The organism is Yoonia sp. 67-2, from assembly GCF_035117555.1.
GTDB lineage: Bacteria > Pseudomonadota > Alphaproteobacteria > Rhodobacterales > Rhodobacteraceae > Yoonia.
The window spans coordinates 285,531-310,002 of the sequence record NZ_JAYKPK010000004.1 but is presented as its reverse complement, the minus strand read 5'-3'; the positions used below and the strand labels follow the sequence as shown (position 1 = coordinate 310,002).

Annotated in this window: 25 protein-coding genes and 1 other RNA gene; 12 read left to right on the top strand and 14 right to left on the bottom strand. The window is 60.5% G+C overall.

What is annotated here, in order from left to right; genetic code table 11:
* Positions 1-3 precede the first annotated feature (3 nt).
* Genes betA through betI form a run of 4 tightly spaced genes read right to left on the bottom strand, consistent with a single transcriptional unit; the run spans position 4 to position 5,247 of the window.
* Complete coding sequence (gene betA, locus VOY09_RS09145; RefSeq protein ID WP_322893810.1) at positions 4-1,662, bottom strand: choline dehydrogenase; 1,659 nt, start codon at positions 1,660-1,662, stop codon at positions 4-6.
* A complete protein-coding gene (gene betB, locus VOY09_RS09140; protein ID WP_322893811.1) occupies positions 1,662-3,113 on the bottom strand; it encodes a betaine-aldehyde dehydrogenase in 1,452 nt (483 codons plus the stop codon). The genes betA and betB overlap by 1 nt, the downstream gene beginning before the upstream one ends.
* A gap of 44 nt (positions 3,114-3,157) precedes the next feature.
* Positions 3,158-4,666: a choline-sulfatase gene (gene betC / locus VOY09_RS09135; protein ID WP_322893812.1), complete on the bottom strand. Its 1,509-nt coding sequence runs from the start codon at positions 4,664-4,666 to the stop codon at positions 3,158-3,160.
* Positions 4,663-5,247 carry a choline-responsive transcriptional repressor BetI gene (gene betI / locus VOY09_RS09130; protein WP_322893813.1) on the bottom strand — a complete coding sequence of 195 codons (585 nt, stop codon included), beginning with the start codon at positions 5,245-5,247 and terminating at the stop codon, positions 4,663-4,665. The genes betC and betI overlap by 4 nt, the downstream gene beginning before the upstream one ends.
* Before the next feature lie 85 nt (positions 5,248-5,332).
* Between betI and VOY09_RS09125 the strand changes: the two genes are divergently transcribed.
* Genes VOY09_RS09125 through choV form a run of 3 tightly spaced genes read left to right on the top strand, consistent with a single transcriptional unit; the run spans position 5,333 to position 8,147 of the window.
* Positions 5,333-6,256, top strand: coding sequence for a choline ABC transporter substrate-binding protein (locus VOY09_RS09125; RefSeq protein WP_322893814.1), 924 nt, complete (start codon positions 5,333-5,335; stop codon positions 6,254-6,256).
* Positions 6,257-6,309: 53 nt separating this feature from the next.
* A complete protein-coding gene (gene choW, locus VOY09_RS09120; RefSeq protein WP_322893815.1) occupies positions 6,310-7,143 on the top strand; it encodes a choline ABC transporter permease subunit in 834 nt (277 codons plus the stop codon).
* On the top strand, positions 7,140-8,147 hold the full coding sequence (choV, locus tag VOY09_RS09115; RefSeq protein WP_322893816.1) for a choline ABC transporter ATP-binding protein: 1,008 nt from the start codon (positions 7,140-7,142) through the stop codon (positions 8,145-8,147). Before choW ends, choV begins: the two co-directional genes overlap by 4 nt.
* 61 nt (positions 8,148-8,208) lie before the next feature.
* On the opposite strand, the gene VOY09_RS09110 is transcribed toward choV, so the two are convergent.
* A complete protein-coding gene (locus tag VOY09_RS09110) occupies positions 8,209-9,111 on the bottom strand; it encodes a DMT family transporter (protein WP_322893817.1) in 903 nt (300 codons plus the stop codon).
* An 85-nt stretch (positions 9,112-9,196) separates the two neighbouring features.
* Between VOY09_RS09110 and VOY09_RS09105 the strand changes: the two genes are divergently transcribed.
* From VOY09_RS09105 to VOY09_RS09095, 3 genes are all read left to right on the top strand, one after another.
* The gene (locus VOY09_RS09105) at positions 9,197-10,012 is read left to right on the top strand and encodes a TIGR00282 family metallophosphoesterase (RefSeq protein ID WP_322894140.1); all 816 of its coding nucleotides are present in this window, start codon (positions 9,197-9,199) and stop codon (positions 10,010-10,012) included.
* A 55-nt stretch (positions 10,013-10,067) separates the two neighbouring features.
* Positions 10,068-11,849, top strand: coding sequence for an SLC13 family permease (locus tag VOY09_RS09100; protein ID WP_322893818.1), 1,782 nt, complete (start codon positions 10,068-10,070; stop codon positions 11,847-11,849).
* A gap of 73 nt (positions 11,850-11,922) precedes the next feature.
* On the top strand, positions 11,923-12,672 hold the full coding sequence (locus VOY09_RS09095) for a YebC/PmpR family DNA-binding transcriptional regulator (RefSeq protein WP_322893819.1): 750 nt from the start codon (positions 11,923-11,925) through the stop codon (positions 12,670-12,672).
* 52 nt (positions 12,673-12,724) lie between these two features.
* Here the strand turns inward: VOY09_RS09095 and VOY09_RS09090 are convergent, their stop codons facing one another.
* Both VOY09_RS09090 and mgtE read right to left on the bottom strand, forming a co-directional pair.
* Positions 12,725-13,267 (bottom strand): 5-formyltetrahydrofolate cyclo-ligase, encoded by a 543-nt coding sequence (locus tag VOY09_RS09090; RefSeq protein WP_322893820.1) that lies wholly within the window; start codon positions 13,265-13,267, stop codon positions 12,725-12,727.
* A complete protein-coding gene (mgtE, locus tag VOY09_RS09085; protein ID WP_322893821.1) occupies positions 13,264-14,637 on the bottom strand; it encodes a magnesium transporter in 1,374 nt (457 codons plus the stop codon). Before mgtE ends, VOY09_RS09090 begins: the two co-directional genes overlap by 4 nt.
* Before the next feature lie 99 nt (positions 14,638-14,736).
* Between mgtE and guaD the strand changes: the two genes are divergently transcribed.
* Positions 14,737-16,029: a guanine deaminase gene (guaD, locus tag VOY09_RS09080; RefSeq protein WP_322893822.1), complete on the top strand. Its 1,293-nt coding sequence runs from the start codon at positions 14,737-14,739 to the stop codon at positions 16,027-16,029.
* 36 nt (positions 16,030-16,065) lie between these two features.
* On the opposite strand, the gene VOY09_RS09075 is transcribed toward guaD, so the two are convergent.
* The 3 genes from VOY09_RS09075 to VOY09_RS09065 all read right to left on the bottom strand — a co-directional run bounded on the left by VOY09_RS09075 (position 16,066) and on the right by VOY09_RS09065 (position 17,878).
* Positions 16,066-16,551 carry a CAP domain-containing protein gene (locus VOY09_RS09075; protein WP_322893823.1) on the bottom strand — a complete coding sequence of 162 codons (486 nt, stop codon included), beginning with the start codon at positions 16,549-16,551 and terminating at the stop codon, positions 16,066-16,068.
* Positions 16,552-16,638: 87 nt separating this feature from the next.
* Positions 16,639-17,436, bottom strand: coding sequence for an inositol monophosphatase family protein (locus tag VOY09_RS09070; RefSeq protein ID WP_322893824.1), 798 nt, complete (start codon positions 17,434-17,436; stop codon positions 16,639-16,641).
* Between the two features lie 70 nt (positions 17,437-17,506).
* Positions 17,507-17,878, bottom strand: coding sequence for a helix-turn-helix domain-containing protein (locus tag VOY09_RS09065; protein ID WP_322893825.1), 372 nt, complete (start codon positions 17,876-17,878; stop codon positions 17,507-17,509).
* 258 nt (positions 17,879-18,136) lie between these two features.
* Here VOY09_RS09065 and VOY09_RS09060 point away from each other — a divergent pair, with 258 nt between their 5' ends.
* Positions 18,137-19,096: an NADPH:quinone oxidoreductase family protein gene (locus VOY09_RS09060; protein ID WP_322893826.1), complete on the top strand. Its 960-nt coding sequence runs from the start codon at positions 18,137-18,139 to the stop codon at positions 19,094-19,096.
* Here VOY09_RS09060 and VOY09_RS09055 read toward each other — a convergent pair.
* Complete coding sequence (locus VOY09_RS09055; protein ID WP_322893827.1) at positions 19,083-19,958, bottom strand: LysR family transcriptional regulator; 876 nt, start codon at positions 19,956-19,958, stop codon at positions 19,083-19,085. The genes VOY09_RS09060 and VOY09_RS09055 overlap by 14 nt on opposite strands.
* A gap of 114 nt (positions 19,959-20,072) precedes the next feature.
* Between VOY09_RS09055 and VOY09_RS09050 the strand changes: the two genes are divergently transcribed.
* Both VOY09_RS09050 and VOY09_RS09045 read left to right on the top strand, forming a co-directional pair.
* Entirely contained in the window at positions 20,073-20,288 is a 216-nt protein-coding gene (locus tag VOY09_RS09050) for a DUF1127 domain-containing protein (RefSeq protein ID WP_322893828.1), read from the top strand.
* 150 nt (positions 20,289-20,438) lie between these two features.
* The gene (locus VOY09_RS09045; RefSeq protein WP_322893829.1) at positions 20,439-21,176 is read left to right on the top strand and encodes a Bax inhibitor-1/YccA family protein; all 738 of its coding nucleotides are present in this window, start codon (positions 20,439-20,441) and stop codon (positions 21,174-21,176) included.
* Positions 21,177-21,336: 160 nt separating this feature from the next.
* Here the strand turns inward: VOY09_RS09045 and rpmG are convergent, their stop codons facing one another.
* A complete protein-coding gene (rpmG, locus tag VOY09_RS09040; RefSeq protein ID WP_007204264.1) occupies positions 21,337-21,504 on the bottom strand; it encodes a 50S ribosomal protein L33 in 168 nt (55 codons plus the stop codon).
* 246 nt (positions 21,505-21,750) lie between these two features.
* Here rpmG and VOY09_RS09035 point away from each other — a divergent pair, with 246 nt between their 5' ends.
* On the top strand, positions 21,751-22,179 hold the full coding sequence (locus VOY09_RS09035) for a helix-turn-helix domain-containing protein (RefSeq protein WP_322893830.1): 429 nt from the start codon (positions 21,751-21,753) through the stop codon (positions 22,177-22,179).
* Positions 22,180-22,302: 123 nt separating this feature from the next.
* Positions 22,303-23,247: a cation diffusion facilitator family transporter gene (locus VOY09_RS09030; protein WP_322893831.1), complete on the top strand. Its 945-nt coding sequence runs from the start codon at positions 22,303-22,305 to the stop codon at positions 23,245-23,247.
* A 93-nt stretch (positions 23,248-23,340) separates the two neighbouring features.
* On the opposite strand, the gene VOY09_RS09025 is transcribed toward VOY09_RS09030, so the two are convergent.
* Entirely contained in the window at positions 23,341-23,991 is a 651-nt protein-coding gene (locus VOY09_RS09025; protein WP_322893832.1) for a pyridoxamine 5'-phosphate oxidase family protein, read from the bottom strand.
* Between the two features lie 84 nt (positions 23,992-24,075).
* Positions 24,076-24,470: RNase P RNA component class A (gene rnpB / locus VOY09_RS09020), an RNA gene on the bottom strand.
* Between the last annotated feature and the right edge of the window lie 2 nt (positions 24,471-24,472).

The window sequence follows — 24,472 nt, the reverse complement described above, 5'->3', positions numbered from 1 at the left end:
AGATCAGCGTTGGCTGGTCTGCCAATCCGGGTGAATCCAAGGCTCATCATTAGCGGGTGCCAAGGGTTGTCGTTGCAGGATATGATCCGCCGCCTTTTCGCCCACCATGATCGATGGCGCATTCAGATTGCCATTGGTCACGCGCGGAAAGATTGAACTATCCGCCACGCGCAAGCCATCAACCCCGATCACCCGCGTCTGCGGATCGACCACGGCCATCGGGTCATCGACCGCGCCCATCTTGCAGGTCCCGCAAGGGTGATAGGCGCTTTCGGCATGGTCGCGGATGAAGGCGTCGAGGGCTTCGTCGCTTTGGGCTGCATCGCCGGGCTGGATCTCATGGCCACGATACTCATCGAACGCCGGTTGGGCAAAGATTTCGCGAGTCAGCCGGATACAGGCGCGGAAGTCGACCCAATCCTGCGGGTCGGACATATAGTTGAACTGGATGCGGGGATTGTCATTCGGGTCAGCGGATCGCAAAGTCACCTGACCGCGCGAGGCGGATCGCATCGGGCCGACATGGGCTTGGAAGCCGTGGCCTTCGGGGGCGGTTTTACCGTCATAGCTGACGGCGATGGGCAGGAAATGGAACTGGATATCGGGGTAGTCGACACCGGCGCGGGAGCGGATGAAACCGGCACTTTCAAACTGGTTGGATGATCCCAGCCCGGTTTTCCACAAGAGCCATTCCGCGCCGATCCGGGCCTTGCCACGCAGGTTCCAGTAGGAGAACAGCGAGACAGGTTTGGTCGCGGCCTGCTGGATGTAAAGCTCCAGATGGTCTTGCAGGTTTTGCCCGACGCCGGGGCGGTCGGCGATCACGGGGATGCCATGTTCGGCCAGATGTGCGGCAGGGCCGATGCCGGACAGCATCAGCAGTTTGGGGGAATTGAGCGATGAGGCGGCGATGATCACCTCTTTATTGGCGCGGATCACCTCGATCCTTTTGCCGCGCGAAACCTCAACTCCAACCGCGCGCCCATCTTCGATGATCACCCGACGCGCCAAGGCGCGGGTCAGCGTGCAATTGGGCCGTTTCAAAGCAGGGCGCAGATAGGCGCTGGCGGCGGACCAGCGGTGGCCTTTGTAGATCGTGGAATCGAAAGGGCCGAAACCTTCCTGCTGCGCGCCGTTGTAATCATCGGTCAGCGGATAGCCCGCCTGTTTGCCCGCCTCGACAAACGCGCGGGTCAGCGGGTTTTTGCGGGGGCCGCGCGTGATATGCAGCGGGCCAGCGTTGCCGCGCCATGCCGGATCGCCGCCATGGCCGCCATCGTGCCAGTTTTCCATCCGTTTGAAATAGGGCAGCACATCGGCATAACCCCAGCCCTGCGCGCCGCTCTCGGCCCAATGGTCGAAATCGCGCGCATGGCCGCGCACATAGATCATCCCGTTGATTGAGGATGACCCGCCGATGACCTTGCCACGTGGCGTCACCAATTGCCGCCCACCCAAATGTGGTTCGGGTTCGGATTTCAGGCCCCAGTCATACATTTTCATGTTCATCGGGTAAGACAGCGCCGCAGGCATCTGGATGAACGGTCCACGGTCGGACCCGCCATGTTCAATGATCAGCACATTCTGCCCGGCCTCTGCCAGACGATACGCGATGGCGCAACCGGCAGAGCCAGCGCCGATGATGACGTAATCGGCTTGCATCAATAGGGTGCCTCCAGCTTGTCCATGCGGACATAGACGCTTTTGATCTGGCTGTAGTGGTCGATCGCTGCCTTGGAATTTTCGCGGCCCACGCCGGAGAGTTTGTTGCCGCCGAAAGGTGCCTCGACCGGGGCATCGTTGTAGGTGTTGATATAGCAGGTGCCCGCCTCGAACCCTGCTGCCATACGGTGGGCGCGGGTCAGGTCGGCGGTGAAGACGCCTGCGGAAAGCCCGTAGGGGGTGGCGTTGGCGCGCCTTAACGCCTCTTCCTCGGTGTCGAAATCCAGTACGGACATGACGGGGCCGAATATTTCTTCGCGCGCGATTGTCATGTCGTCGGTGACATCGGCAAAGACGGTGGGGGCGAGGAAGAAGCCGGGCAGATCGGGGCGGATGCCGCCAGTGACCAGACGCGCGCCTTCGGCCTGCCCTTTGGCAATAAAACCTTCGACGATGTCGCGCTGGTTTTCGGTGACCATCGGGCCGTAATTGGTCACGGGGTCCTGCGGATCGCCCATCACGACGCCTTGCAGACGTTCGGTCAGGCGGGACAGGAAGGCGTCCTTGATCCCCTTTTGCACGAAAACCCGCGTGCCGTTGGAACAGACCTGACCGGAGGAGTAGAAATTGCCGAGGATCGCCCCCGACACGGCGGCATCCAGATCGGCATCGTCGAAGATCACCAGCGGGGATTTGCCGCCCAGCTCCATGGTGACATGGCGCAAGCCTTCGGCAGCGGCGGCATAGACCTTGCGGCCAGTGGCGACTGATCCGGTGAGGGAGACTTTATCGACGCGCGGATCGGTGATGAGGGCCGCGCCTACCTCGCCATAGCCTTGGATCACGTTATAGACACCTGCGGGGGCACCTGCCTCATGCAGGATTTCCGCGACCTTCAGCGCGCAGAGCGGGGTGGTTTCCGAAGGTTTGAACACCATCGCATTGCCGCAGGCCAGTGCCGGTGCGCCTTTCCAGCAGGCGATCTGGGTCGGGTAATTCCATGCGCCGATGCCGACGCAGACGCCCAAAGGTTCACGGCGGGTATAGACGAAATCATCGCCCAAGGGGATGTATTCGCCGGTGATGCTGGCGGCCAGCCCGCCGAAATATTCCAAGGCGTCCGCGCCGGATGTGGCATCAGCGACGCTGGTTTCCTGATAGGGTTTGCCGGTGTCATAGCTTTCCAGCACCGACAATTCGTGATTGCGTTCCCGCATGATGTCGGCGGCGCGGCGCAGGACCCGACCACGTTCGGTGGCGGTCCAGCCGGCCCATTCCTTTTGCGCGCGTTTCGCGGCATCCAAGGCCTGCGCGATGATTGCAGGGGTGGCGGCATGCAGGGTCGCGATCACCTCGCCCGTATAGGGGTAGATGACGGGGATTTCCTGGCCTGCCGTGTCTTCGACATAAGCGCCATCAATGAAATGGCTGGCTGTGGGTTGGATGTTCATGACTTTTATGCCTCCGGCGGGAGTATTTGTGACAAAGCGAGGGATTATTCCCCACGGGGAAAGCGTTGGTTTTCTTCAAGCACGTTGAGGTCCATGTGGTTGCGCATGTAACGTTCGGACGCTTTTTGCAGGGGCTGGTAATCCCATGGGTAATAATCGCCGTTGCGCAAAGCCTCATAGACGACCCAGCGGCAGGCTTGTGATTGGCGCACGTCAGCGTCGAAACGGGCGAGGTCCCAGCGGGCATCGGCCTGTTCGCGCAGATCGGCGAGGGTGTGTTCGTGGGCGGGATCGGTCGCGAGGTTGCTCAATTCATGCGGGTCGGTGTCGAGGTTGAACAATTGTTCAGGGTCGAGCGTGCAGCGGGTGTATTTCCACGGACCTGACCGCAAGGCGACCAGCGGGGCCTGTGACGCCTCTGCCGCGTATTCCATCGCGACGGGGGTCGTACGGGTGCCGCCTTGGCCCAGATGCACAAGGCTTTCGCCGCTGGTCCATGGCATCACCTCTGACATATCCACGCCCGCCAGATCGCAAAGCGTGGGCGTGACGTCGATCGTGCTGACGGGGACAGTTTGCAGGCTGGGGGTCATGTCGGGGCTGGCGATCATCAAGGGGACACGCGCGGAGCCTTCGAAAAAGCACATCTTGAACCAGAGCCCGCGTTCGCCCAGCATATCGCCGTGGTCGGAGACGAAGAGGATCGTGGCCTCTTGCCGCGTATCTTCCAGCACTCGCAGGATGTCGCCGATCTTGTCGTCGAGATAGCTGATATTTGCGAAATAGGCGCGGCGGGAGCGGCGAATGTCGTCATCGGTGATGGTGAATTTATCGCGGTCGTTGGCGTCGATGATCCGCTGGCTGTGGGGGTCTTGGTCAGCATAGGGGATAGGACCGATCTGCGGCATCAGGTGGTCGCAGTCGGCGTAGAGGTCCCAGTATTTCCTGCGCGCCACATAGGGGTCATGGGGATGGGTAAAGCTGACGGTCAGGCACCAAGGCCGCGCATCGGCACCGCGTGCCAGATCATAGATCTTGCGGGTCGCGTGATAGGCGACTTCGTCATCATATTCCATCTGGTTCGTGATCTCGGCCACACCTGCGCCCGTCACCGAGCCCATATTGTGATACCACCAATCAATCCGTTCGCCCGGTTTACGATAGTCGGGCGTCCAGCCGAAATCGGCCGGGTAGATATCGGTGGTCAGACGTTCCTCGAACCCGTGCATCTGGTCGGGGCCGACGAAATGCATCTTGCCCGACAGACAGGTCTGATAGCCCGCGCGCCGCAGGTGATGGGCGTAGGTCGGGATGGAAGAGGTGAATTCGGCAGCATTGTCATAGACGCCATTGCGCGACGGCAATTGGCCGGACATGAAGGCCGCCCGCGCGGGGGCGCAGAGCGGGGATGCGGTATAGCTGTTGGCGAAACGGGTGGACTTTGCGGCCAAGGCTTTCAGATTGGGCGCATGCAGCCAACCGGCGGGTCCATCGGGGAACAGGGTGCCGTTGAGCTGATCGACCATGATGATCAGGATATTGGGTTTGCTCATTGCGCTGCCCCTTTCAGTTCCATCGCCAGCAAAGCCAGCACCTGATCATTCGCGCGGCCCTGCCCGGCGCTGTCGCGCGCCAGCCCTTGCCGCAGATAGATCCCGTCGATCAGACCGGCGATCCGCACCGCCGCATCTTCGGCCCGCGCGCCGATCAGCGGGCGCAGGTCATGCAGCAGGTTGCTGTGCAAGCGCCGCTGATAGACCCGCAGCAGGCGGTGGGCGTCCTGTGACCGTTGCGCCAACACGTAGAAATTGAGCCAGGCGGCGATCACCTCTGGCTGGAAATTAGTGGAACTGAAACCGGCGCGGATCACGGCCTCCAGCCGCGCATGGGGGCCAATGGCGGCGCGCAGGGCGACACGCACCTCATCGCCATAAACCCGCAGGATATGCCGCATCGCGGCCAGAAAGATCTGATCTTTGCCGCCAAAGTAATGATGCGCCAGTGCCGAGGACATGCCGGCGCGTTTCGCAATCGCGCTGACCGTCACATCAAGGTTGCCCACGGCCCCGATTTCGTCAATCGTAGCCTGCAGGAGGGCAGCGCGACGGATGGGTTCCATTCCGACCTTGGGCATTCATTCCTCTTTCGGGTTGCAACCGACACCTAAATTGTTCTTTATTGACTCGTCAATCAAGAAAAAACCTCAAGGGGAGTTTACTATGAAACTGACAACAAGCCTGTCGGCGCTGGCGATCGTCGCGGCAGCACCGGCCTTTGCCAATTGTGACAGCATCACCTTTTCCGATGTCGGCTGGACCGATATCACCGCCACCACCGCCGCCACGACCGTGGTGTTAGAGGCGCTGGGATACGAAACCGAAACGACGATCCTGTCGGTGCCGGTGACCTATATCTCGCTTGCAGAAGGTGACGTCGATGTCTTCCTTGGCAATTGGATGCCCACGATGGAGGCCGATATCGCGCCCTACCGCGAGGCAGGAACTGTCGATACCGTGCGCACCAATCTGGAAGGGGCGAAATATACGCTCGCCGTGAACCGGACTGCGGCGGATCTGGGGATCGACAGTTTTGACGATATCGTTGCCCATGCCGATGCTTTGGATAACCGCATTTACGGGATCGAGCCGGGCAATGACGGCAACCGCCTGATCCTCGATATGATTGAAGCGGATGCATTCGGCCTGTCCGGTTTCGAAGTGCTGGAAAGCTCTGAACAGGGCATGCTGGCGCAGGTGGACCGGGCGTCGGGCCGGGATGAACCCATCGTCTTTCTTGGCTGGGAACCGCATCCGATGAACGCCAATTTCGATATGGAATATCTGGAAGGCGGCGATGATTGGTTCGGGCCAAACCTTGGCGGTGCGACGGTGCTGACCAATACCCGTGCCGGTTATGTCGAAGAATGCCCCAATGTCGGGCAATTGCTGACCAATCTGGAATTCACGCTGGAGATGGAAAACGAGATCATGGGCGCGATCCTGAACGACGGCACTGACCCGTCCGAAGCCGCGACCACATGGCTAAGCGCCAATCCTGAGATTCTGGCGGGCTGGCTGGACGGCGTGACCACACGTGACGGTGGCGATGCGATGGCAGCGGTGAACGCGGCACTCGGCCTGTAAAAAACAACGGGTCAGGCCTGCGGGCCTGATCCTGCGACGGCAAAGGATTTGGTGTGAATTGGTTAACCGACAATAAAATCCCCATCGGGCCTTGGGCGAAAACGATCTTTGACTGGCTGAACGCCAATCTGGGGTTTGTGTTCGACCGGATTTCAGACGCGATGGAATGGTTGATCGACGCGATCCTTTGGGCGCTGGAAACGCCGCATCCTTTCGCGGTGATCGCTGTTTTCGCAGGCCTGACCTTTGCCGTGCAGCGCAACTGGAAAACGGCGCTGTTCGTCGTTCTGGGGTTCATGTTCATCCTGAACCAAGGCTATTGGCGCGAGACGATGCAATCGCTGACGCTGGTCCTGTCGGCCTGTGTGGTCTGCATGGGGGTCGGGGTGCCAGTGGGGATTGCCGCCGCGCACCGGCCGCGGCTGTACCGCGCGATGGTGCCGGTGCTGGATCTGATGCAGACGCTGCCGACCTTCGTCTATCTGATCCCGGCGATCGTGTTTTTCGGCATCGGCATGGTGCCCGGTCTGATCGCCACGGTGATCTTTGTTTTGCCCGCGCCGATCCGGCTGACCTATCTGGGTGTGGCCTCGACGCCGACTGCCCTGTTGGAAGCGGCGCAGGCCTTTGGCGCGACAAAACGTCAGATTTTATTCAAAGTTGAACTGCCTTCGGCCCTCCCCCAGATCATGGCCGGGCTGAACCAGACGATCATGCTGTCGCTGTCGATGGTGGTGATTGCCGCACTGGTGGGTGCCAGCGGGCTGGGCGTGCCGGTGATAAGGGCGCTGAATACGGTGAACACGTCGCTTGGGTTCGAATCGGGTTTTGTCATCGTGGTCGTGGCGATCATGCTCGACCGGATGCTGCGGGTGACACGCAAATGAATGCCGTCGAATTTGACAATGTGAGTATCGTTTTCGGGTCAAGGCCGCAGGATGCCCTGCCCTTGATGGATGAAGGGCAGGCGCGGGAAGAGATTCTTGAACGCACCGATCAGGTGCTTGGGGTGCATGATTGTTCGCTGAATGTGGCCCAAGGTGAAATCCTTGTGCTGATGGGGCTGTCGGGGTCGGGCAAATCGACATTGTTGCGCGCGGTGAACGGGCTGAACCCCGTGGCACGCGGCGCGGTGCGGATCTTTGACGGCGATTGGACCTGCAACGTCAGCCAATGCAGTGCCAGTGACTTGCGACGGGTGCGGCGTGAATGTGTCTCTATGGTCTTCCAGCAATTCGGCCTGCTGCCTTGGCGGTCTGTGCGCGACAACGTTGGGCTGGGGCTGGAACTGGCCGGGCTGGACAAGGCCAAACTGCACGCCCGCGTCGATCAGGAACTGGCGATGGTCGGCCTGTCCGAACGCGCCGATGCGCTGGTCGGTGAACTATCCGGCGGGATGCAGCAGCGTGTCGGCCTCGCGCGCGCCTTTGCCACCGATGCGCCGATCCTGCTGATGGATGAGCCGTTCAGCGCGCTCGACCCGCTGATCCGCAGCAAATTGCAGGACGAATTGCTCGATCTGCAAAAGCAGCGCGGGCGCACAATCATTTTCGTGAGCCACGATCTTGACGAGGCGTTCAAGATCGGCAACCGCATCGCCATCATGGAAGGCGGGCGAATTGTGCAATCAGGCACCCCGCGCGATATCTATACCAATCCGGCCAACCCCTATGTCGCGGATTTCGTAGCCCATATGAACCCGCTTGGTGTGCTGACAGCGCGTGATGTGATGATCGCAGGCTCTGCCGACGGCGATCAGATCGACGTGGACACGCCGGTGCAGGCGATCCTGCAACAGATCGGCGCGCACGCTTTATCCGTCACGGAAAATGGTCAGCCTATCGGCCGGATCACGCAAAGCTCGCTGATCAAGCGCCTCGCGCCGACCTAATTCTTCCCGCTTCTTTTTTCCAAAAATACTCCCGCCGGAGGCAGCGCCGCGAGGCGCTTCCTTACACTTTGGTTTCTGTCACCACGGGCGTCACCTGCCGGCGCGCGACAGCCTCGCGCCAGGTGATGAATGTGACCGAGGCCATGATCACCAGACCGCCAAAGACGACCCAGCCATCGACAGCCTCGCCGAACACGACAGCGCCCAGCAATACCGCCCAGACCAGTTGCAGAAACGTCACTGGTTGCGTGACGGTCAGTGGGGCGGCGGCAAAGGCCAATGTCATTGTGTAATGTCCGGCTGTCGCAAAACAGGCGACCAGAAACAGCCAGCCCAGTTGCCCGAGCGTCGGCGTCACCCAGACCGCATAGGCGAAGGGGGCCAGCCCGATCGTCACCGTGATCGACAGCATGCCCACGACGACCGCCGCCGACACTTCGCCCGATAATTGCTTGGCCAGCAGATAGCCCACCGCGAACATCACCGCGGTGCCCAGCATGGCGATATGCCCCGGCTCGACCGCTTTCATCCCCGGGCGCAGGATGATCGCGGCTCCGATTAGTGCGATCACTACCGCGGCGAGACGGCGCGGTGGCAATTTCTCCCCCAAGAACAGTGCCGCACCGATGGAGACATAGACAGGCGAGAGATAATTCATCGCTGTCACCTCGGCCAAGGGCAGGTGCGCCATGGCGAAGAACCACAGGATGACGGCCAGCGTATGCACCACGCCTCTGATCCCGAACATCTGCAACTGGCGGCGTGTCAGATGGGCGGCCATGATCGGCCGGATCATCGGGATGAGGAAGACCAGCCCCAAAGCATAGCGCAGGAATGCCGCCTGCGATGCAGGCACATCATCGCCCACGTGTTTCACGATTGCCGTGACGGCGACAAACATTGCGCCGGTCACGACCATCCACAAAACGCCCGCGACCGGGCGCGCTGTCTTTGCATTCATCATGGTCCTTGGCTGCCACCAAAGTCGGACAATGACCAGCCACATTTTCGCTCTGGCCCCCGCCCAGATCCACGCTTACCAAGGAAGGATGAAAATACTCTTTCTTGGCGATGTCATGGGCCGGTCAGGCCGCAACGCAATCACAACGCATCTGCCGCGCCTGCGGGCAGAATGGCGGTTGGATTTCGTCGTGGTGAATGGCGAAAATGCGACCTCGGGCATGGGGTTGTCTGCCCCACATGCCAAACTGCTGTTCGAGGCGGGGGCCGATGTTGTCACCCTTGGTGATCATGCTTTCGATCAAAAAGATATGCTGACCTATGCAGCACAGGAACCAAGGATTATCCGGCCGCTGAATTTCTCCAAAGCGGCCCCCGGCGTCGGCGCACGGGTGTTCACCGCCCCCGGCGGACGCAAGGTACTGGTGGCGCAGGTGCTGGGGCAGGTATTCATGAAACGGCCCTTCGATGATCCGTTTTCGGCCATCGATGCGGTGTTACGGCAATATCCGATGGGCGGGCAAATCGCGGCCAGTCTGGTCGATATGCATTGCGAAGCCACATCCGAGAAAATGGCCATGGGGCATTTCTGCGACGGGCGCGCCAGCATCGTCGTCGGCACCCATACCCATGTGCCGACAGCAGATGCGATGATCCTTGGCGCCGGCACGGCGTATTTGACCGATGCAGGCATGTGCGGCGATTATAATTCGGTGATCGGTATGGATAAGGTCGAACCCTTGCGCCGTTTCATCACCGGCATGCCCAAAGACCGTTTCACCCCTGCTGCTGCGGATGCGACCCTGTCGGGTCTTTACGTTGAGACCGACGACCGCAGCGGCAAGGCCACGCGCGTCGCAATGGTGCGTCAAGGCGGCAGGTTGGCCGCCAGCGGGCCATCGTGACGGCGGTTTCAACTCCGGCTTGCCGAAGTCTATGTTATCGTAAAGAGTTCAATTCATGAGTGATCTGTTCGCCCTGACGCAACCGCAAGAGGCCTGGCTGACGCTGATCGTTGTCGTCGGCATGTTCGTGCTGTTCCTGCGCGAAACTTTCCCGACCGAGGTCGTGGCGATGACCGGCGTCACGATCCTGCTGATCACCGGCGTGCTGCCCTATCAGGCGGCGGTCGATGCCTTCTCTAACCCCGCACCGTGGACCATCGCGGCGATGTTCATCATCGTCGGCGCTTTGGTGCGCACCGGCGCGCTGGATGCAATGACGCGGCTGGCGGAACGGCAGGCCAAGATCAGCCCGGCGCGCGCCATCGGTGGCGGGTTGCTCTTCGTGGCTTTTGCCAGTGCGATTATGAACAACACGCCGCTGGTCGTCGTGATGATCCCGGTGTTTATCCAGATGTCGCGCAGCCTTGGCATTGCTGCGTCCAAATTGCTGATCCCACTGAGCTATGCCGCCATCGTCGGTGGCACGCTGACGCTGATCGGGACCTCGACCAACCTGCTGGTCGACGGTGTCGCGCGGGCATCGGGGATGGAACCCTTTGGTATCTTGGAGATCATGCCGGTGGGTCTGGTCGTCGTCGGCTGGACCTTTATCTATATGTATTTTGCGGGGCCACGCCTGCTGCCCGACCGGCAAAGCATGGCGGGCATGCTGTCGGACCGCTCGAAGAAGAAGTTCTTTTCCGAGGCCGTGATCCCCCCCGACAGCAACCTGATTGGGCGTGAAGTCACCGGCGTGCAATTGTTTAAACGCGACGGGGTACGGTTGATCGATGTGGTGCGCGGCGATGTCTCGCTCCGCCGCGATCTGGCCAATGTGGTTTTGCAGATCGGTGACAGGGTGATCCTGCGCACGGAAATGACCGAGCTTTTGTCGCTGCAGGCCACCAAGGAATTGCGCCGGGTGGACCAGATCTCTGCCGTGGAAACCACGACGGTTGAGGTGCTGATCACCCCCAATTGCAAGATGGCCGACCGGCGGCTGGGGTCTTTGCGGCTGCGGCGGCGTTACGCGGTCTATCCTTTGGCGGTGCATCGGCGCGACAGCAATATCAGCCAGCAGATTGATGATATGGTCGTGCGGGTGGGGGATACATTGCTGCTGGAAGGCGCGCCTGCTGACATTCAGCGGCTGGCGGAGGATATGAACCTTGGCGATGTCTCCGCACCGTCGCAGCGTGCTTATCGCCGTGGTCATGCGCCGGTTGCGATCATCGTGCTTTTGGCCATCGTGGGGCTGGCGGCGCTGAATGTCGCCCCCATCCTGATGCTGGCGATGATCGGCGTGACGCTCGTTCTGACGACGGGCTGTATCGACGCGGATGAGGCGTTTTCCTTTATCGAAGGGCGGTTGCTCGCGCTGATCTTCGCGATGCTGGGGATCGGGTCGGCGCTCGAATCCTCGGGCGCGGTGGAGATGATCGCTACGGCCGCCTCGCCCTTCATGCTGACATTGCCTCCGTTTCTGGTGGTGCTGGCGGTCTATTCGCTGGGCTCTCTGCTGACCGAAATGGTGTCCAACAATGCTGTCGCCGTGGTGATGACGCCGATTGCCATCGGCCTTGCCACAGCGCTTGGCGTTGATCCGCGGCCTTTGGTGGTGGCGGTGATGATCGCCGCCAGTGCCAGTTTCGCCACCCCCATCGGCTATCAGACCAATACGCTGGTCTTCGGGCCGGGGGGCTATAAATTCAGCGATTTCCTGCGCTTTGGCATTCCGCTCAATATCACGCTGGCGCCCATTGTGGCCTTTGTGATCCCGCTGATCTGGCCGTTGTAAGCAGGCTTGCCCCTGCCCCACGCCATGTCTTATAGAGGCGCAGATTTACAACCAGATATGACAGGGGTTTCCGATGGCGGGCCATTCCAAATGGGCGAATATCCAGCACCGCAAGGGCCGGCAGGATAAGCTGCGTTCCAAGCTGTTTTCCAAACTCGCCAAGGAAATCACCGTGGCCGCCAAGATGGGCGACCCTGACCCCGAGAAGAATCCGCGCCTGCGGCTGGCGGTGAAAGAGGCGAAATCGAACTCTTGCCCCAAGGATGTGATCGACCGCGCGATCAAGAAATCGCAAGGTGGCGACGCCGAGAATTACGACGAAATCCGTTATGAAGGGTATGGGCCGGGTGGCATTGCTGTCATCGTCGAGGCGATGACCGATAACCGCAACCGCACCGCATCGACCGTGCGCTCGACCTTTACCAAAAGCGGTGGCAATCTGGGCGAGACGGGTTCCGTCGCCTTCATGTTCGACCGCAAGGGTGAGATTGTGTATCCCGCTGCCGTGGCTGACGCCGACACGGTGATGATGGCCGCGATTGAAGCCGGTGCCGAGGATGTGCAAAGCGACGAGGAGAACCACGTCATCTATTGCGCCGATGTGGATCTGGCCGAAGTGTCCAATGCGCTGGAACCGGCCTTGGGTGAATCGATCTCAACCAAGCTGATCTGGAAGCCCAATATGACCACCGAGGTCGATCTGGAAGGGCTGACCAAGCTGATGAAGCTGCTCGATACGCTGGAAGATGATGACGATGTGCAGCGTGTGACGGCGAATTTCGAAGCATCCGACGAGGTGATGGCGGCGTTTTCGGAGAGCTGAGTTCCGAAGGACTCGTTTGCCTCCGGCGGGAGTATTTTGAACAAAGCGATCATCAGGGGGTGATTATCCCCTGTTCTGTCACGATCAGGTCAAGTGGCTGGTCGGTGGAATCCAGCGGCAGATCGGGGTCTTCCTGCGCGGCATAGGCAAAGCCGATAGCCATGACCGGGCCAGCGCTGCGCAATTGGTCGAGCGTGCGGTCGTAAAAGCCGCCGCCATACCCGAGCCGTCCGCCTTTGCGCGTAAAGGCCACCAAAGGCACGATCAGGATCTGCGGGATCATCCAATCGCCCGAAGCGGGGATATCCGCGCCGAAAGCGCCGGGGATCAGCGCGCAATCAGGTTCCCACTGGCGGAATTGCAGCGGTGCTGCTTTGCGGATGATCACCGGCACACCGACCGGGGCATGTGCCGCAGCCTCGGCCATGGCGGGGCGCGGGTCGATTTCGGTGCGCATCGGCAGATAGCCTGCCAGCGGCACACCGCGATACCCGGCAAGAACTTCGCTCAGATAGCCTGCGGTGGCAGCATCTGGGTCATGCGCTGCGGCGCGCCGCGCAAAGGCGGCTTTGCGGGCGGCGGATTTATCGATCATAGCAGCATGACCGAGGCGAGACCAAGAAAGGCAAAAAAGCCAACCACATCGGTCACTGTCGTCACAAAAGTGCCTGAGGCCAGTGCCGGGTCGACGCCGAATTTTTCCATCACCACCGGCACCCCGATTCCGGCGAGGCCTGCAACCAGCAGATTGATCACCATCGCGAGGGCGATCACGACGCCCAGCATCGGCGAGCCGAACCAGAATGTCCCCACCGCTCCCATGACCAGCGCAAAGGCCAGGCCGTTGACAAGGCCGACAAGGGTCTCGCGCCGGATCACCCGCCAGACGTTGGACGGGGTGAGGTCGCGCGTCGCAAGCGCGCGCACCGCCACAGTCAGCGATTGCGTACCTGCGTTGCCGCCCATCGAGGCGACGATGGGCATCAGCACAGCGAGTGCGACCAGACCGGCAATAGTTTCCTCGAAAATCGAGATCACCAGCGAGGCAAGGATCGCCGTCAGCAGATTGACCGCGAGCCAAGGGAAGCGTTGTTTGGTCGTCTCGAATACCTTGTCTGACAGGCTGCCTTCGCCGACACCGGCGAGGCGTAGGATGTCTTCTTCGGCTTCTTCTTCCAGAAAGGCCATGGCGTCGTCGATGGTGATCACACCGACCACACGGTCATCGTCATCGACCACAGGGGCGGTGATCAGGTGGTAGTGGTTGATCGCCTGTGCCACCTCCTCCACGCCTTGGGTCACGTGGAAGGTGCGGAAGGTTTCCTCGGTTAGGGCATGTAGCGGGGTATCGCGGGTATTGCTCAGAATACGGCCCAAGGTGACATAGCCCACCGCCTTGAGCCGTGGATCGACCAGAATGATGTGGTAGAATTGATCCGGCAGCACGATATCGGAGCGCAGGAAATCAATCGCCTCGCCCACGGTCCAATGTTCCGGCGCGCGCACCAGTTCGGATTGCATATGCCGCCCGGCGGATTCCTCGGGGTAGGAGAGCGCCTGTTCCACCACCATCCGGTCGCTGGCGTCGAGTGCGTTGAGCACCACGCCTTGCTGGTCTTCGTCAAGATATTCGACCAGATCGACGACATCATCGCTGTCGAGATCGCGCAACGCATCGGCGAGTTCGGCAGGCTGCAACTGGCCGATGATTTCTTCGCGCAGGTTTTCGTCGAGTTCGGACAGGATATCGCCGTCGATCCCGCCTTTCCACAGGGTCAGGAATTCGCGCCGTTCCTTGCGGTCGATCTGTTCGATCAGATGCGCGATATCGGCGGGGTGCAAAGGCTCCAGCAGCACATCGATGCGGTCGGCATCGCCGTTTTCGACGGCCTCAAGAACCTCGGACACCAGACGGTCGGTGATCCCGAATGCTTCGTCTTCATGGTCGTCGTCTGGGTCAGCCATCGGGCACCTCCGGTTTTCGGTCAGCATAGTCAAAGCGGCCTTGCTGACAACGCCATATCAATGATTTACGCCCGCTTTTGCACAGCCTATACGGGTGACATGACAAAAGTTTTACTTCTTGGCCAAACGCTTGGCTTTTCCGGCAATCCGCTGACCGGGGATTGGGCGCAGGCGGTGCGCTATGACCCGCGTGGTGGCGTTTTGATCGCAGGAGACCGGATCATCGCCACCGGTGATGGGGCGGCGCTGCGGGCGGCGCATCCGGATGCACAGATCGTGGATTACGGCGACAAGCTGATCAGCGCAGGTTTTGTCGATGCGCATATGCATTACCCGCAGACCGGGATTATCGCGAGCTGGGGCAAACAACTGATCGACTGGTTGAACACCTATACGTTCCCGGAAGAGGCGCGGCTGGCCGATCCTGCCTATGCGGCGGAGGTGGCCACCCGCACGATTGATCTGGCCGTGGCGCATGGCACGACGACGCTGACCAGCTATTGCACGATCCATCCGTGCAGTGTGGAAGCGTTTTTCACCGCTGCTGCGGCGCGCAATATGGCGGTGGTTGCGGGCAAGACCTGTATGGATCGCAATGCACCCGATAATCTGCGTGACACGGCGCAATCGGCCTATGATGACAGTAAGGCGCTGATCGCGCGCTGGCATGGCACAGGCCGCGCGAGTTATGCGATCACGCCCCGGTTTTCGCCGACCTCGACCCCGGATCAGCTTGCGGCGCTGGGGGCGTTGTGGTCGGAACATCCCGATTGTCTGATGCAGACCCATCTGAGCGAACAATTGCCCGAGATTGCCTGGGTCCGCGATCTGTTCCCGGACGCGCGCGACTATCTGGACACCTATGAGGCCTTTGGCTTGTTGGGCGCGCGCGGCATTTATGGCCATGCGATCCATCTGGAAGCGCGCGAGATTGCGCGGCTGGCAGAGGTCGGTGCCGCCGTGGTGCATTGCCCGACCTCGAATGCCTTTATCGGGTCGGGGCTGTTCGACCTGATGGGTCTGGCGCGCGCCGGGCTGACCATCGGGCTGGCCACGGATACCGGCGGCGGGTCGTCGTTTTCGATGCTGCGCACGATGGCGGCAGCTTATGAGATCGGGCAGCTACGCGGTGTGGCGTTGCACCCAGCGCAACTGATGTGGCTGGCGACCGAAGGCTCCGCAGCCAGCCTGCATATGGCGGGGCAGATCGGCCATCTCGGCGCAGGCGCTGCGGCGGATATTACGGTGCTGGATCTGGCCTCGACCCCCGCCATTGCACAAAGGTCGCGCCGGGCCGAGGATATCTGGGACGCTGTCTTCCCCACGATCATGATGGGCGATGACCGCGCGATTGCGGATGTGTGGATCGCCGGGGTCAGGCAGGTGCTTTAAGCCGCGCTCAAAAGCGCGGCCTTGGCATAATGCCCCCTAGCACTGATCCGCGAGTTTCAGCACCCAGATATCGCCCGAGTGGCCCAGCCCATAGCTGCGAAAGCGCACGCCCAGCATATTGGCACGGTGCGCCGGGGAGGCGGCCCAGGCGGCGAAAACCTCTTCTTCGCTCTGCTGCCCTTTAGAGATGTTTTCCGCCATCACCCGTGGCTGACAGCCGACCGAAGCGATCCGCTGTTCCAATGTGATGCCATTCGGCCCGTTCGGGGCTACATGCGAGAAGTAATTGTTCTGTGCCATATCATCGGCATGGGCCTGGGCGGCGCGGGTCAGGTTCGGGTCCTGCGCCATGCCAGCCAAGCCCTGACTCAGGCGCAATTCGCGCATCGACGCGCCGAACCCTTGGCTGACTAGATCAGCGGGGACCTCGCGCAGGACGGGAGACACAGGTTGCATCGGGGTGCCTGCACTGCAGGCCGCCAGAAACGCGCATGACACCAGCGCTGCATATTTCACCATCATACCAAGACTCCGTACTCTTCACCAAACAACAACCTAAACGGTGCATTAAAACAAAGGCAGGAAAAAGGCGGTCAAAAATGTTTCGTATCACTGATGCGCTTGCAACACAGTCAATGCGGCGGCATGAATATCTGTATTGGCGGCGGCCAGCACCTGCCCGCCGTCGTGTACGGGGCCACCTTGCCAATTCGTGACGATCCCGCCTGCGGCCTGGATCACCGCAATCGGGCCTTGCACGTCATAGGCGTTCAGCCCGGCCTCGATCACCAGATCGACCTGTCCGGCGGCCAATAAAGCGTAGCCATAGCAATCCATGCCATAGCGGGTCAGGCGCACTTGCCGGGATACCGCCTGAAAAGCGGCCATTTCGGCCTTCGTCCCGATTTCGGGGAAGGTCGACAGCAAAATCGCCTGATTCAGCGCGCGCGGCGCGCGAGTAACCAGATCAGCCGCGCCCATCGGGCCGGTCACACTGGCGCGCCCGAAGCCACCCGCGAAACGTTCGCCGATATAGGGCTGGTCGATGATCCCGTAGACGGGACCAGAGGCATCGCCGACCGCAATCAGCACGCCCCAGGTCGGGGTGCCGCTGATATAGCCGCGGGTCCCATCAATCGGGTCCAGCACCCAGGTCAGGCCGCTTGTGCCGCTGGCATTGCCATATTCTTCGCCGAAAATCGCGTCATCGGGGCGTTCCCACGCCAGAATATCCCGCATCGCCTGTTCGGCCGCACGGTCGGCGATGGTCACCGGGTCGAAACCCGCATCGCCCTTGCTGTCAGACACCAAAGATCTGGACCGGAAATGGGTCAGCGTCACCGGACGCGCCGCATCCGCCAAAAGATGGGAGACGCGGATCAGATCCGCCTGCAATGTTAAGTCCATCGGGTGCCACCTTTGCTGCGCTGCGTCCGGAAAACCGGTAACGCGGCGCAGATCGGCAGGCAAGGGTGCTTTAGGCGGCTTCGCTCAACACACGTGCCAGATCAAACAGGCGGCGACGTTGATTTTCCGGGATCGCATAATAGGACCGCAACAATTCCAGGGCTTCTTTATCGGTCAGGATATCGCCCGGCATATCGCCGGTCACAGCTTCCTCCGCAGGTTGCGCATCATAGCCTTCGAAAAAGAAGGCCACGGGCACACCCAGCACGTTCGCAATATCCCAAAGACGCGACGCACTGACCCGGTTCATCCCGGTTTCGTACTTCTGAATCTGCTGAAACTTAATACCTACCTTTTCCGCAAGTTGCTGCTGTGTTGTTCCACTCATCCAGCGGCGGTGCCTGATTCGTTTTCCAACATAGACGTCAACAGGGTGTTTCATTCTTATTATCCTTAATTAAATAGGGCACCGAAAACACGTGCCAATCACATAACGCCGTGGAACCGAAGAACATGGCGTTCATGCTTATTTCCACTTGCGATAACGTCATGCCATCGAATGGATAAGACACGCAACGGTTGCAGGCTGTATCCTGACCTTTAAGACAGGTCGTTCAAGGACTTTCGTGGGATCGCTGTCGCTTTGCCCACACCGCAATGGTAGAGCTTTGATCATAATTGCACAGCAGGAGAACCGCAGATGCGCGCATTTCAGGTCACATCCCATACCGAAGCCCCCGCTTTGGCCGAGATTGCAGCCCCTGCCCCCGCACCGGGCGAGGTGTTGCTGGATATTGCGGCCTGTGGTCTGAATTTCGCCGATCTGCTGATGGCAAAAGGGGCGTATCAAGACACCCCTGCCCCGCCCTTCACCCTCGGGATGGAGGTTTGCGGGACGGTCATCGCACAAGGTGAAGGGGTGACAACCCCCGCCATCGGCACCCGCGTTGCGGTGTTTGGCGGCAAAGGTGGTATGGCCGAACAGGGCGTGTTCCCCGCCGCCCTATGCCGTCCCGTCCCTGACAATATGAGCGATGAAATCGCCGCCGGTTTCATGGTGGCCTATGGCACATCACATCTGGCCCTGTCCCGCCGCGCGCGCCTGCAAAAAGGTGAAACCTTGCTGGTGCTGGGGGCCGCAGGCGGCGTCGGACTGACAGCGGTCGAAATCGGCAAGGCACTGGGCGCGCGTGTGATCGCCGTCGCGCGCGGTGCAGATAAGCTGGATGTGGCCCGCGCAGCGGGCGCGGATCATCTGATCGACAGCGATGATCAGGATATCAAATCGGCGGTCAAAGCCCTTGGCGGCGCGGATGTCGTCTATGATCCTGTCGGGGGGGATGCGTTCAAAGCGGCCCTTGGCGCCTGCAGGCCAGAGGCGCGGGTGATCGTCATCGGCTTTGCCAGTGGCGATGTCCCGCAGGTGCCCGCCAATATCCTGCTGGTCAAGAATATCGATGTGATGGGGTTTTACTGGGGCGGCTATCTGAAGTTCCAGCCCGAAGCTCTGTCCGAGTCTTTGGCCGAATTGCTGAGCTGGCTGGCCGAGGGGCGCTTGCATCCTCATATCAGCCATGTCCTGCCGCTGGACCGCGCGGATGAGGCGTTGGAGCTGATGCGCAGCCGTGCCTCCACCGGCAAGGTTGTTATTGTGCCGTGACCGGCGCGCCCTGCGCATAAAACCCGTTACGAATGAACCCGGCCAGATCGGCGATCACCGGGCTGTCGTCCAGATCGGCGTGATACAGGTTAATGTTGAAGTCACGCAGATCCGGCAAAGCCCCGCCATGGTTGATCCGTTCAAAATGCCGCGGCTCTGCCCCGGCCAGCATCGTATGAACCGCCAGATCGGCACTGACAGAGGCTTCGATCGTGCGGCTGGAATGGCTTTCCACCGCCATTTCCCAAGCGATGCCAGCCTCATCCAACCGCCGCTGCACGAATTTGCGGAAAATGCAGCGATGCTCGAATGCCAGCCGTAACGGGCGCTGTTTCCAGACCTGCCCGCCCGGCGCGCCCAGCCAGACCAGCGGGATTGCGGTCAGGGTTTCACCGCCCTGCCCCACGCTGTCTTCGGTCGTCAGGATCATGTCGAGCGCGCCGCGCCGGAAATCCTCCAGCAATTGACTGGTGAAAGAAGATGCCAGTTGCACCCGCATCCGGGGATAGCAGGCCGCAAAGCGTCGCAGCACCTGCGGGATCACCGGATAGATGATGTCATGCGGCACGCCTAAAGTGACTTCGCCTTCATAAACGGTCGAACTCAGCTTGCCATAGATTTCATCATTCAGCATCAGCATGCGCCGGGCATAGCTGAGCAGATGTTCACCCTGCGTTGTCAGTGCGATGGTCCGCGATGAGCGGTCCAGCAATTGCGCATCAAGCGATTCTTCCAACCGCTTAAGCTGCATCGACACCGCCGATTGCGTCAGATGCAACAGCCCCGCCGCGCGGGTCACGCCGCCGGTATCGGCGACGGCCACAAAGGACCGCAAGGCGGTCAGGTCGAGATTGCGCGCCATATCAATAATCCTGATACTTCATTCATCAAACATTCATTTTCATAATGTAAAAACCGGGCGTAAATATCAAGCCTGTAGATGAAACCATCACCATCCATCACGAAAGACGATATTATGACGACCGACACTCATTCCTGCGCGATCACGCCGTCACCAAAGCGGCTGTCATTGGTATCGCTGATCATGCACGCCCTGACCCTGACCCGGCAACGCCGCCGCCTGCAGGATCTTGATCCGCATCTGCTGGACGACATCGGCATCACCCAACAACAAGCGGCAGCCGAGGCAGAAAAACCGCTGTGGGATGTGCCGCGCCATTGGCGGATGTAGCGGCGAAATGACATTGCTGCGACATTCGGGCGCAAAAGCTGCGTAAATATCCCGCACAGCCCCGGAAAGCCTTGAATCCTGGGCCCGGCCTGCCAATATGCAAGACAAGGATGCCGCTTTGTGGCGCCAACGTTTTAACTGGAGGAAATCATGGCTCAATACGAGACAATTCGCACGGCCGGTGGGGTCCGCACGGCCAATATCGACGCAGGTTTGCGCGCCCATATGAACAAGGTCTACGGCACAATGTCCGTGGGCATGCTGATCACATTCGCCGTCGCTTGGGCTGTGGGCACAGCGCCCGGCCTGCTGGCGGTGTTCCGTGACCCGATCACATTGCAGCCCAACATCCTGGGCTGGATAGTGATGTTCGCACCGCTGGCGATGATCTTCGGCTTCGGCGCGATGATCAACCGTTTCTCGGCTGCTGCGGCACAGACGTTCTTTTACGCCTTCGCCGCTGTCATGGGCCTGTCGCTGGCCTGGATCTTCGTTGCGTTCACCGGCATGTCGATCGCGCAGATCTTTCTGATCACCTCAATCGCTTTCGCGGGTCTGAGCCTTTATGGCTATACGACCAAGAAAGACCTGTCGGGCTGGGGCACTTTCCTTGTCATGGGCGTGATCGGTCTGGTCGTGGCGATGATCGTCAATATCTTCCTGCAATCGCCAGCGATCATGTTCGCGATCTCGGCCTTGGGTGTGCTGATCTTCGCAGGTCTGACCGCCTATGACACGCAGCGGATCAAATCCGACTACATCGCTCATGCCGCACAGGGTGACAGCGAATGGCTGGGCAAATCTGCCATCATGGGCGCGCTGAGCCTCTACCTGAACTTCATCAATATGTTCATGTTCCTGCTGCAGCTGTTCGGCAACCGCGAATAAGATCTCTCTGACCGATAGGAATAGGGGGCTGGTGGCAACACCGGCCCCTTTTTTATTGCCTAAACCAGCGGCTTGAGTGTTGCGAAGAGCCACCCCCACAAACGCAAAAGGCCGCGCTGATGCGCGGCCTTTTCACTGTCCTGGAAAGGGTCAAGATCACTTACTTGATCTTGCCTTCCTTATATTCGACATGCTTGCGCACAACGGGATCATATTTCTTGATCGCCATTTTTTCGGTCATTGTGCGTGCGTTTTTCTTGGTCACGTAGAAATGCCCGGTCCCCGCGGTGGAGTTCAGGCGGATTTTGATCGTGGTTGGCTTCGCCATGTTTCACTTCTCCGGCTTCGCGGGGCTGGGCCCACGGTGATATCGTTGAAGCTGCCTTTTACCGCGAAGCAGCCCCGAGTCAACCGCAAAGGGGGAATTGTTGCGGCGAAGTTGCAGGTCACTGACATCCGGCACCTGTCGGGCGGGCGTCAGCCCGCCTTTACTGACAGGTATTCGACAAAACGACCGGCTTGCCCGCATAAACCGCCAATGCTAAAATCGTTGTAGCTTTGACAGGAGACCGCCTTGCTGACCATCGGATCACTGGCCAAACGGACCGGCACAAAGGTCCAGACGATCCGCTATTACGAACAAATCGGGCTGATGCCGGAACCGGGCCGCAGCGCGGGCGGGCAGCGGCGATATGATCTGGCGCAGCTCGACCGGCTGGCCTTTATCCGGCATGCACGGCAACTGGGCTTTGCGCTGGAGGCGATCCGCGAATTGCTGGACCTGTCGGATCATCCCAACCGGCCCTGTGCCGATGCGGATGCCATCGCGGCCCGGCAATTGCGGCAGGTCGAACAGCGCATGGTGCGGCTTGACGCGCTGCGGACAGAACTCGCGCGGATGGTGCATGAATGCAAAGGCGGGCACAGCGCCGAATGCCGGGTGCTGGAGGTGTTGCGCGATCATGCGGAATGTCTGACCGATCATCAGCAGATCGGCGCATAAACCGCTTGAAGCTATAGTCACTGTAGCAATTATACAGATCCTCGTACTGATTCGAGGATAAAATGTTGAACCTACTCTCCCCCCTCCCCTCTGCTCTTACAGCTGACACAGCGGAGGTGCCCCATGCCGCATGATCATCACGGCCATAGTCACGATCACGGCCATGGCCACGCTCATCTGGACCCGGCCTCGGGTGATCGCCGCGTATCGCTCGCGATCTGGGCCAATGGGCTACTGACCATCGCGCAGATCGCGGGCGGGATCATGTCGGGCAGTCTGGCGCTGATCGCTGACGCCTTGCACAACCTGTCCGATATGGCCGCGCTGGTCATTGCCTTTGGCGCGCGCAAGATTGCCCGCCGCCCCGCCGATGACCGCATGACATTCGGTTATGCGCGGGTCGAGGTGGTGGCCGCACTCATCAATTACACCACACTGATCCTGATCGGGTTGTTTTTGGTCTATGAAGGCGGGATGCGCCTGATCGACCCGCCAGAGGTCGGTGGCTGGATCGTCGTCATCGTCGCGGGCGTGGCCCTGATCATCGACGCGCTGACGGCTTTGCTGATCTGGTCGATGCAGAAGGGCAGCGTCAATATGCGCGCCTTGTTTCTGCATAACCTGTCCGATGCGCTCGGGTCCGTCGCGGTGATGGTGGGCGGCACGCTGATCATCCTATACGACATGCGCTGGGTCGATCCGGTGATCACCATCGGGATCGCGGTCTATATCCTGTGGCTGTCCTTTGCCGAGATCGGCAAGCCGATCCGCACCCTGATGCTGGGCGCGCCGGACGGGATCGACAGCAGCGAAGTGATCGCTGCATTGCGCGCGGTGCCGGGGGTGGCGGATGTCCATCACGTGCATCTGTGGCAGATGCAGGAGAACAGCCCGGCGCTGGATTGCCATGTGGTTGTGACTGCGGCGGAATGGGACAATTACGCGACCATCAAGGCCGAGATCAAGACGATGCTGCGCCAAAGCTTCGGGATCGCCCATGCCTCGCTGGATTGCGAAAGGGCGGATGAGGCACAGCATGGCACGACGCTGATTGGTTGCGGTGCGTGATCGGAGGGCGGGGTTTACCCCGCCGTGCCGGAAGTCGGGGTGAACCCCGACCTACGCAGCGCCGTAGGGCGGGCTTTCAGCCCGCCGCCTGCCTCAATACATCGAATCCTTATACCCCTGTTCCAGATTATCATCCAATTTGCGCATCTCACCCGCGTCCTGCGGCGCGCCGATGGTCTGGTCGAGCAGGATCTGCATCAGTGACGGCATCTCTGCCCGGTCCTGATGCGCCGCAGGGTCCCAAAGGCGCGAGCGACGGAACGCCTTGGCGCAATGCAGGAATACCTCATTCACGCGGATAACGATCGCCAGCCGGGGCGCGCGGTCATGCACGCGTAATTGATCGAGCACATCAGGGTCGGTGACAAGGGCCGCCAGTCCATTGACCCGCAACGTCTCGTCAAAGCCGGGGATCATGAACAGCAGCCCGACATGCGGGTTGGCAATAATATTGGACAAACTATCCAGCCGGTTGTTCCCCGGCCGGTCCGGGATCGCCAGCGTCTGATCATCCAGCACCGCGACGAAACCCGCCGGGTCACCGCGCGGACTGACATCAGCGGTGCCGTCAGCGCCCTGAGTCCCAATACAGACAAACGGCGCGCGCCGGATGAAGGCACGTGCGTGATCATCCAGCGCAGGCAGGCTTTTGAGCTTGGCCAGCGCATGAACAGGTGGAAACAAGGCACGCAAGGATTGTTCATCCGCGATGATGTGGTCCGCTTTGAGGTGATATTCGCCCATAATGCTGCCTTTGCGCTGTTGTCGCCACAACAGCTAAAGCTCGCGCGGGCGCAGTGCAATCAGTCAGTGCGGGCCCTGGTTCATTTGCGCGGATGGCCTATAAGCCGGATTCTGTCCAGGTGGCGAACCACCCTGGATGACCATTCATCTGGAGCGCCTGTTGCCAGACGCCCTCTAGCTGCCAACCCGGACCGCTCGGGTTCGAGCCTCCCTGCGGCTGATATCCTTTGCAGGATCAACACCGCACGCGGTCCCTATTTGGCATTGCTCCCGGTGGGGCTTGCCTTGCCGCTCTGGTTGCCCATCGCGCGGTGGGCTCTTACCCCACCGTTTCACCTTTTCCCCCGTGTAGAGGGTAGTCTGTTCTCTGTGGCGCTTTCCCTGGGGTTGCCCCCGCCGGGCGTTACCCGGCACCGTGCTTTGTGGAGTCCGGACTTTCCTCGAACCCATGACAGGCCCGCAGCCATCCAGCCATCCGCGC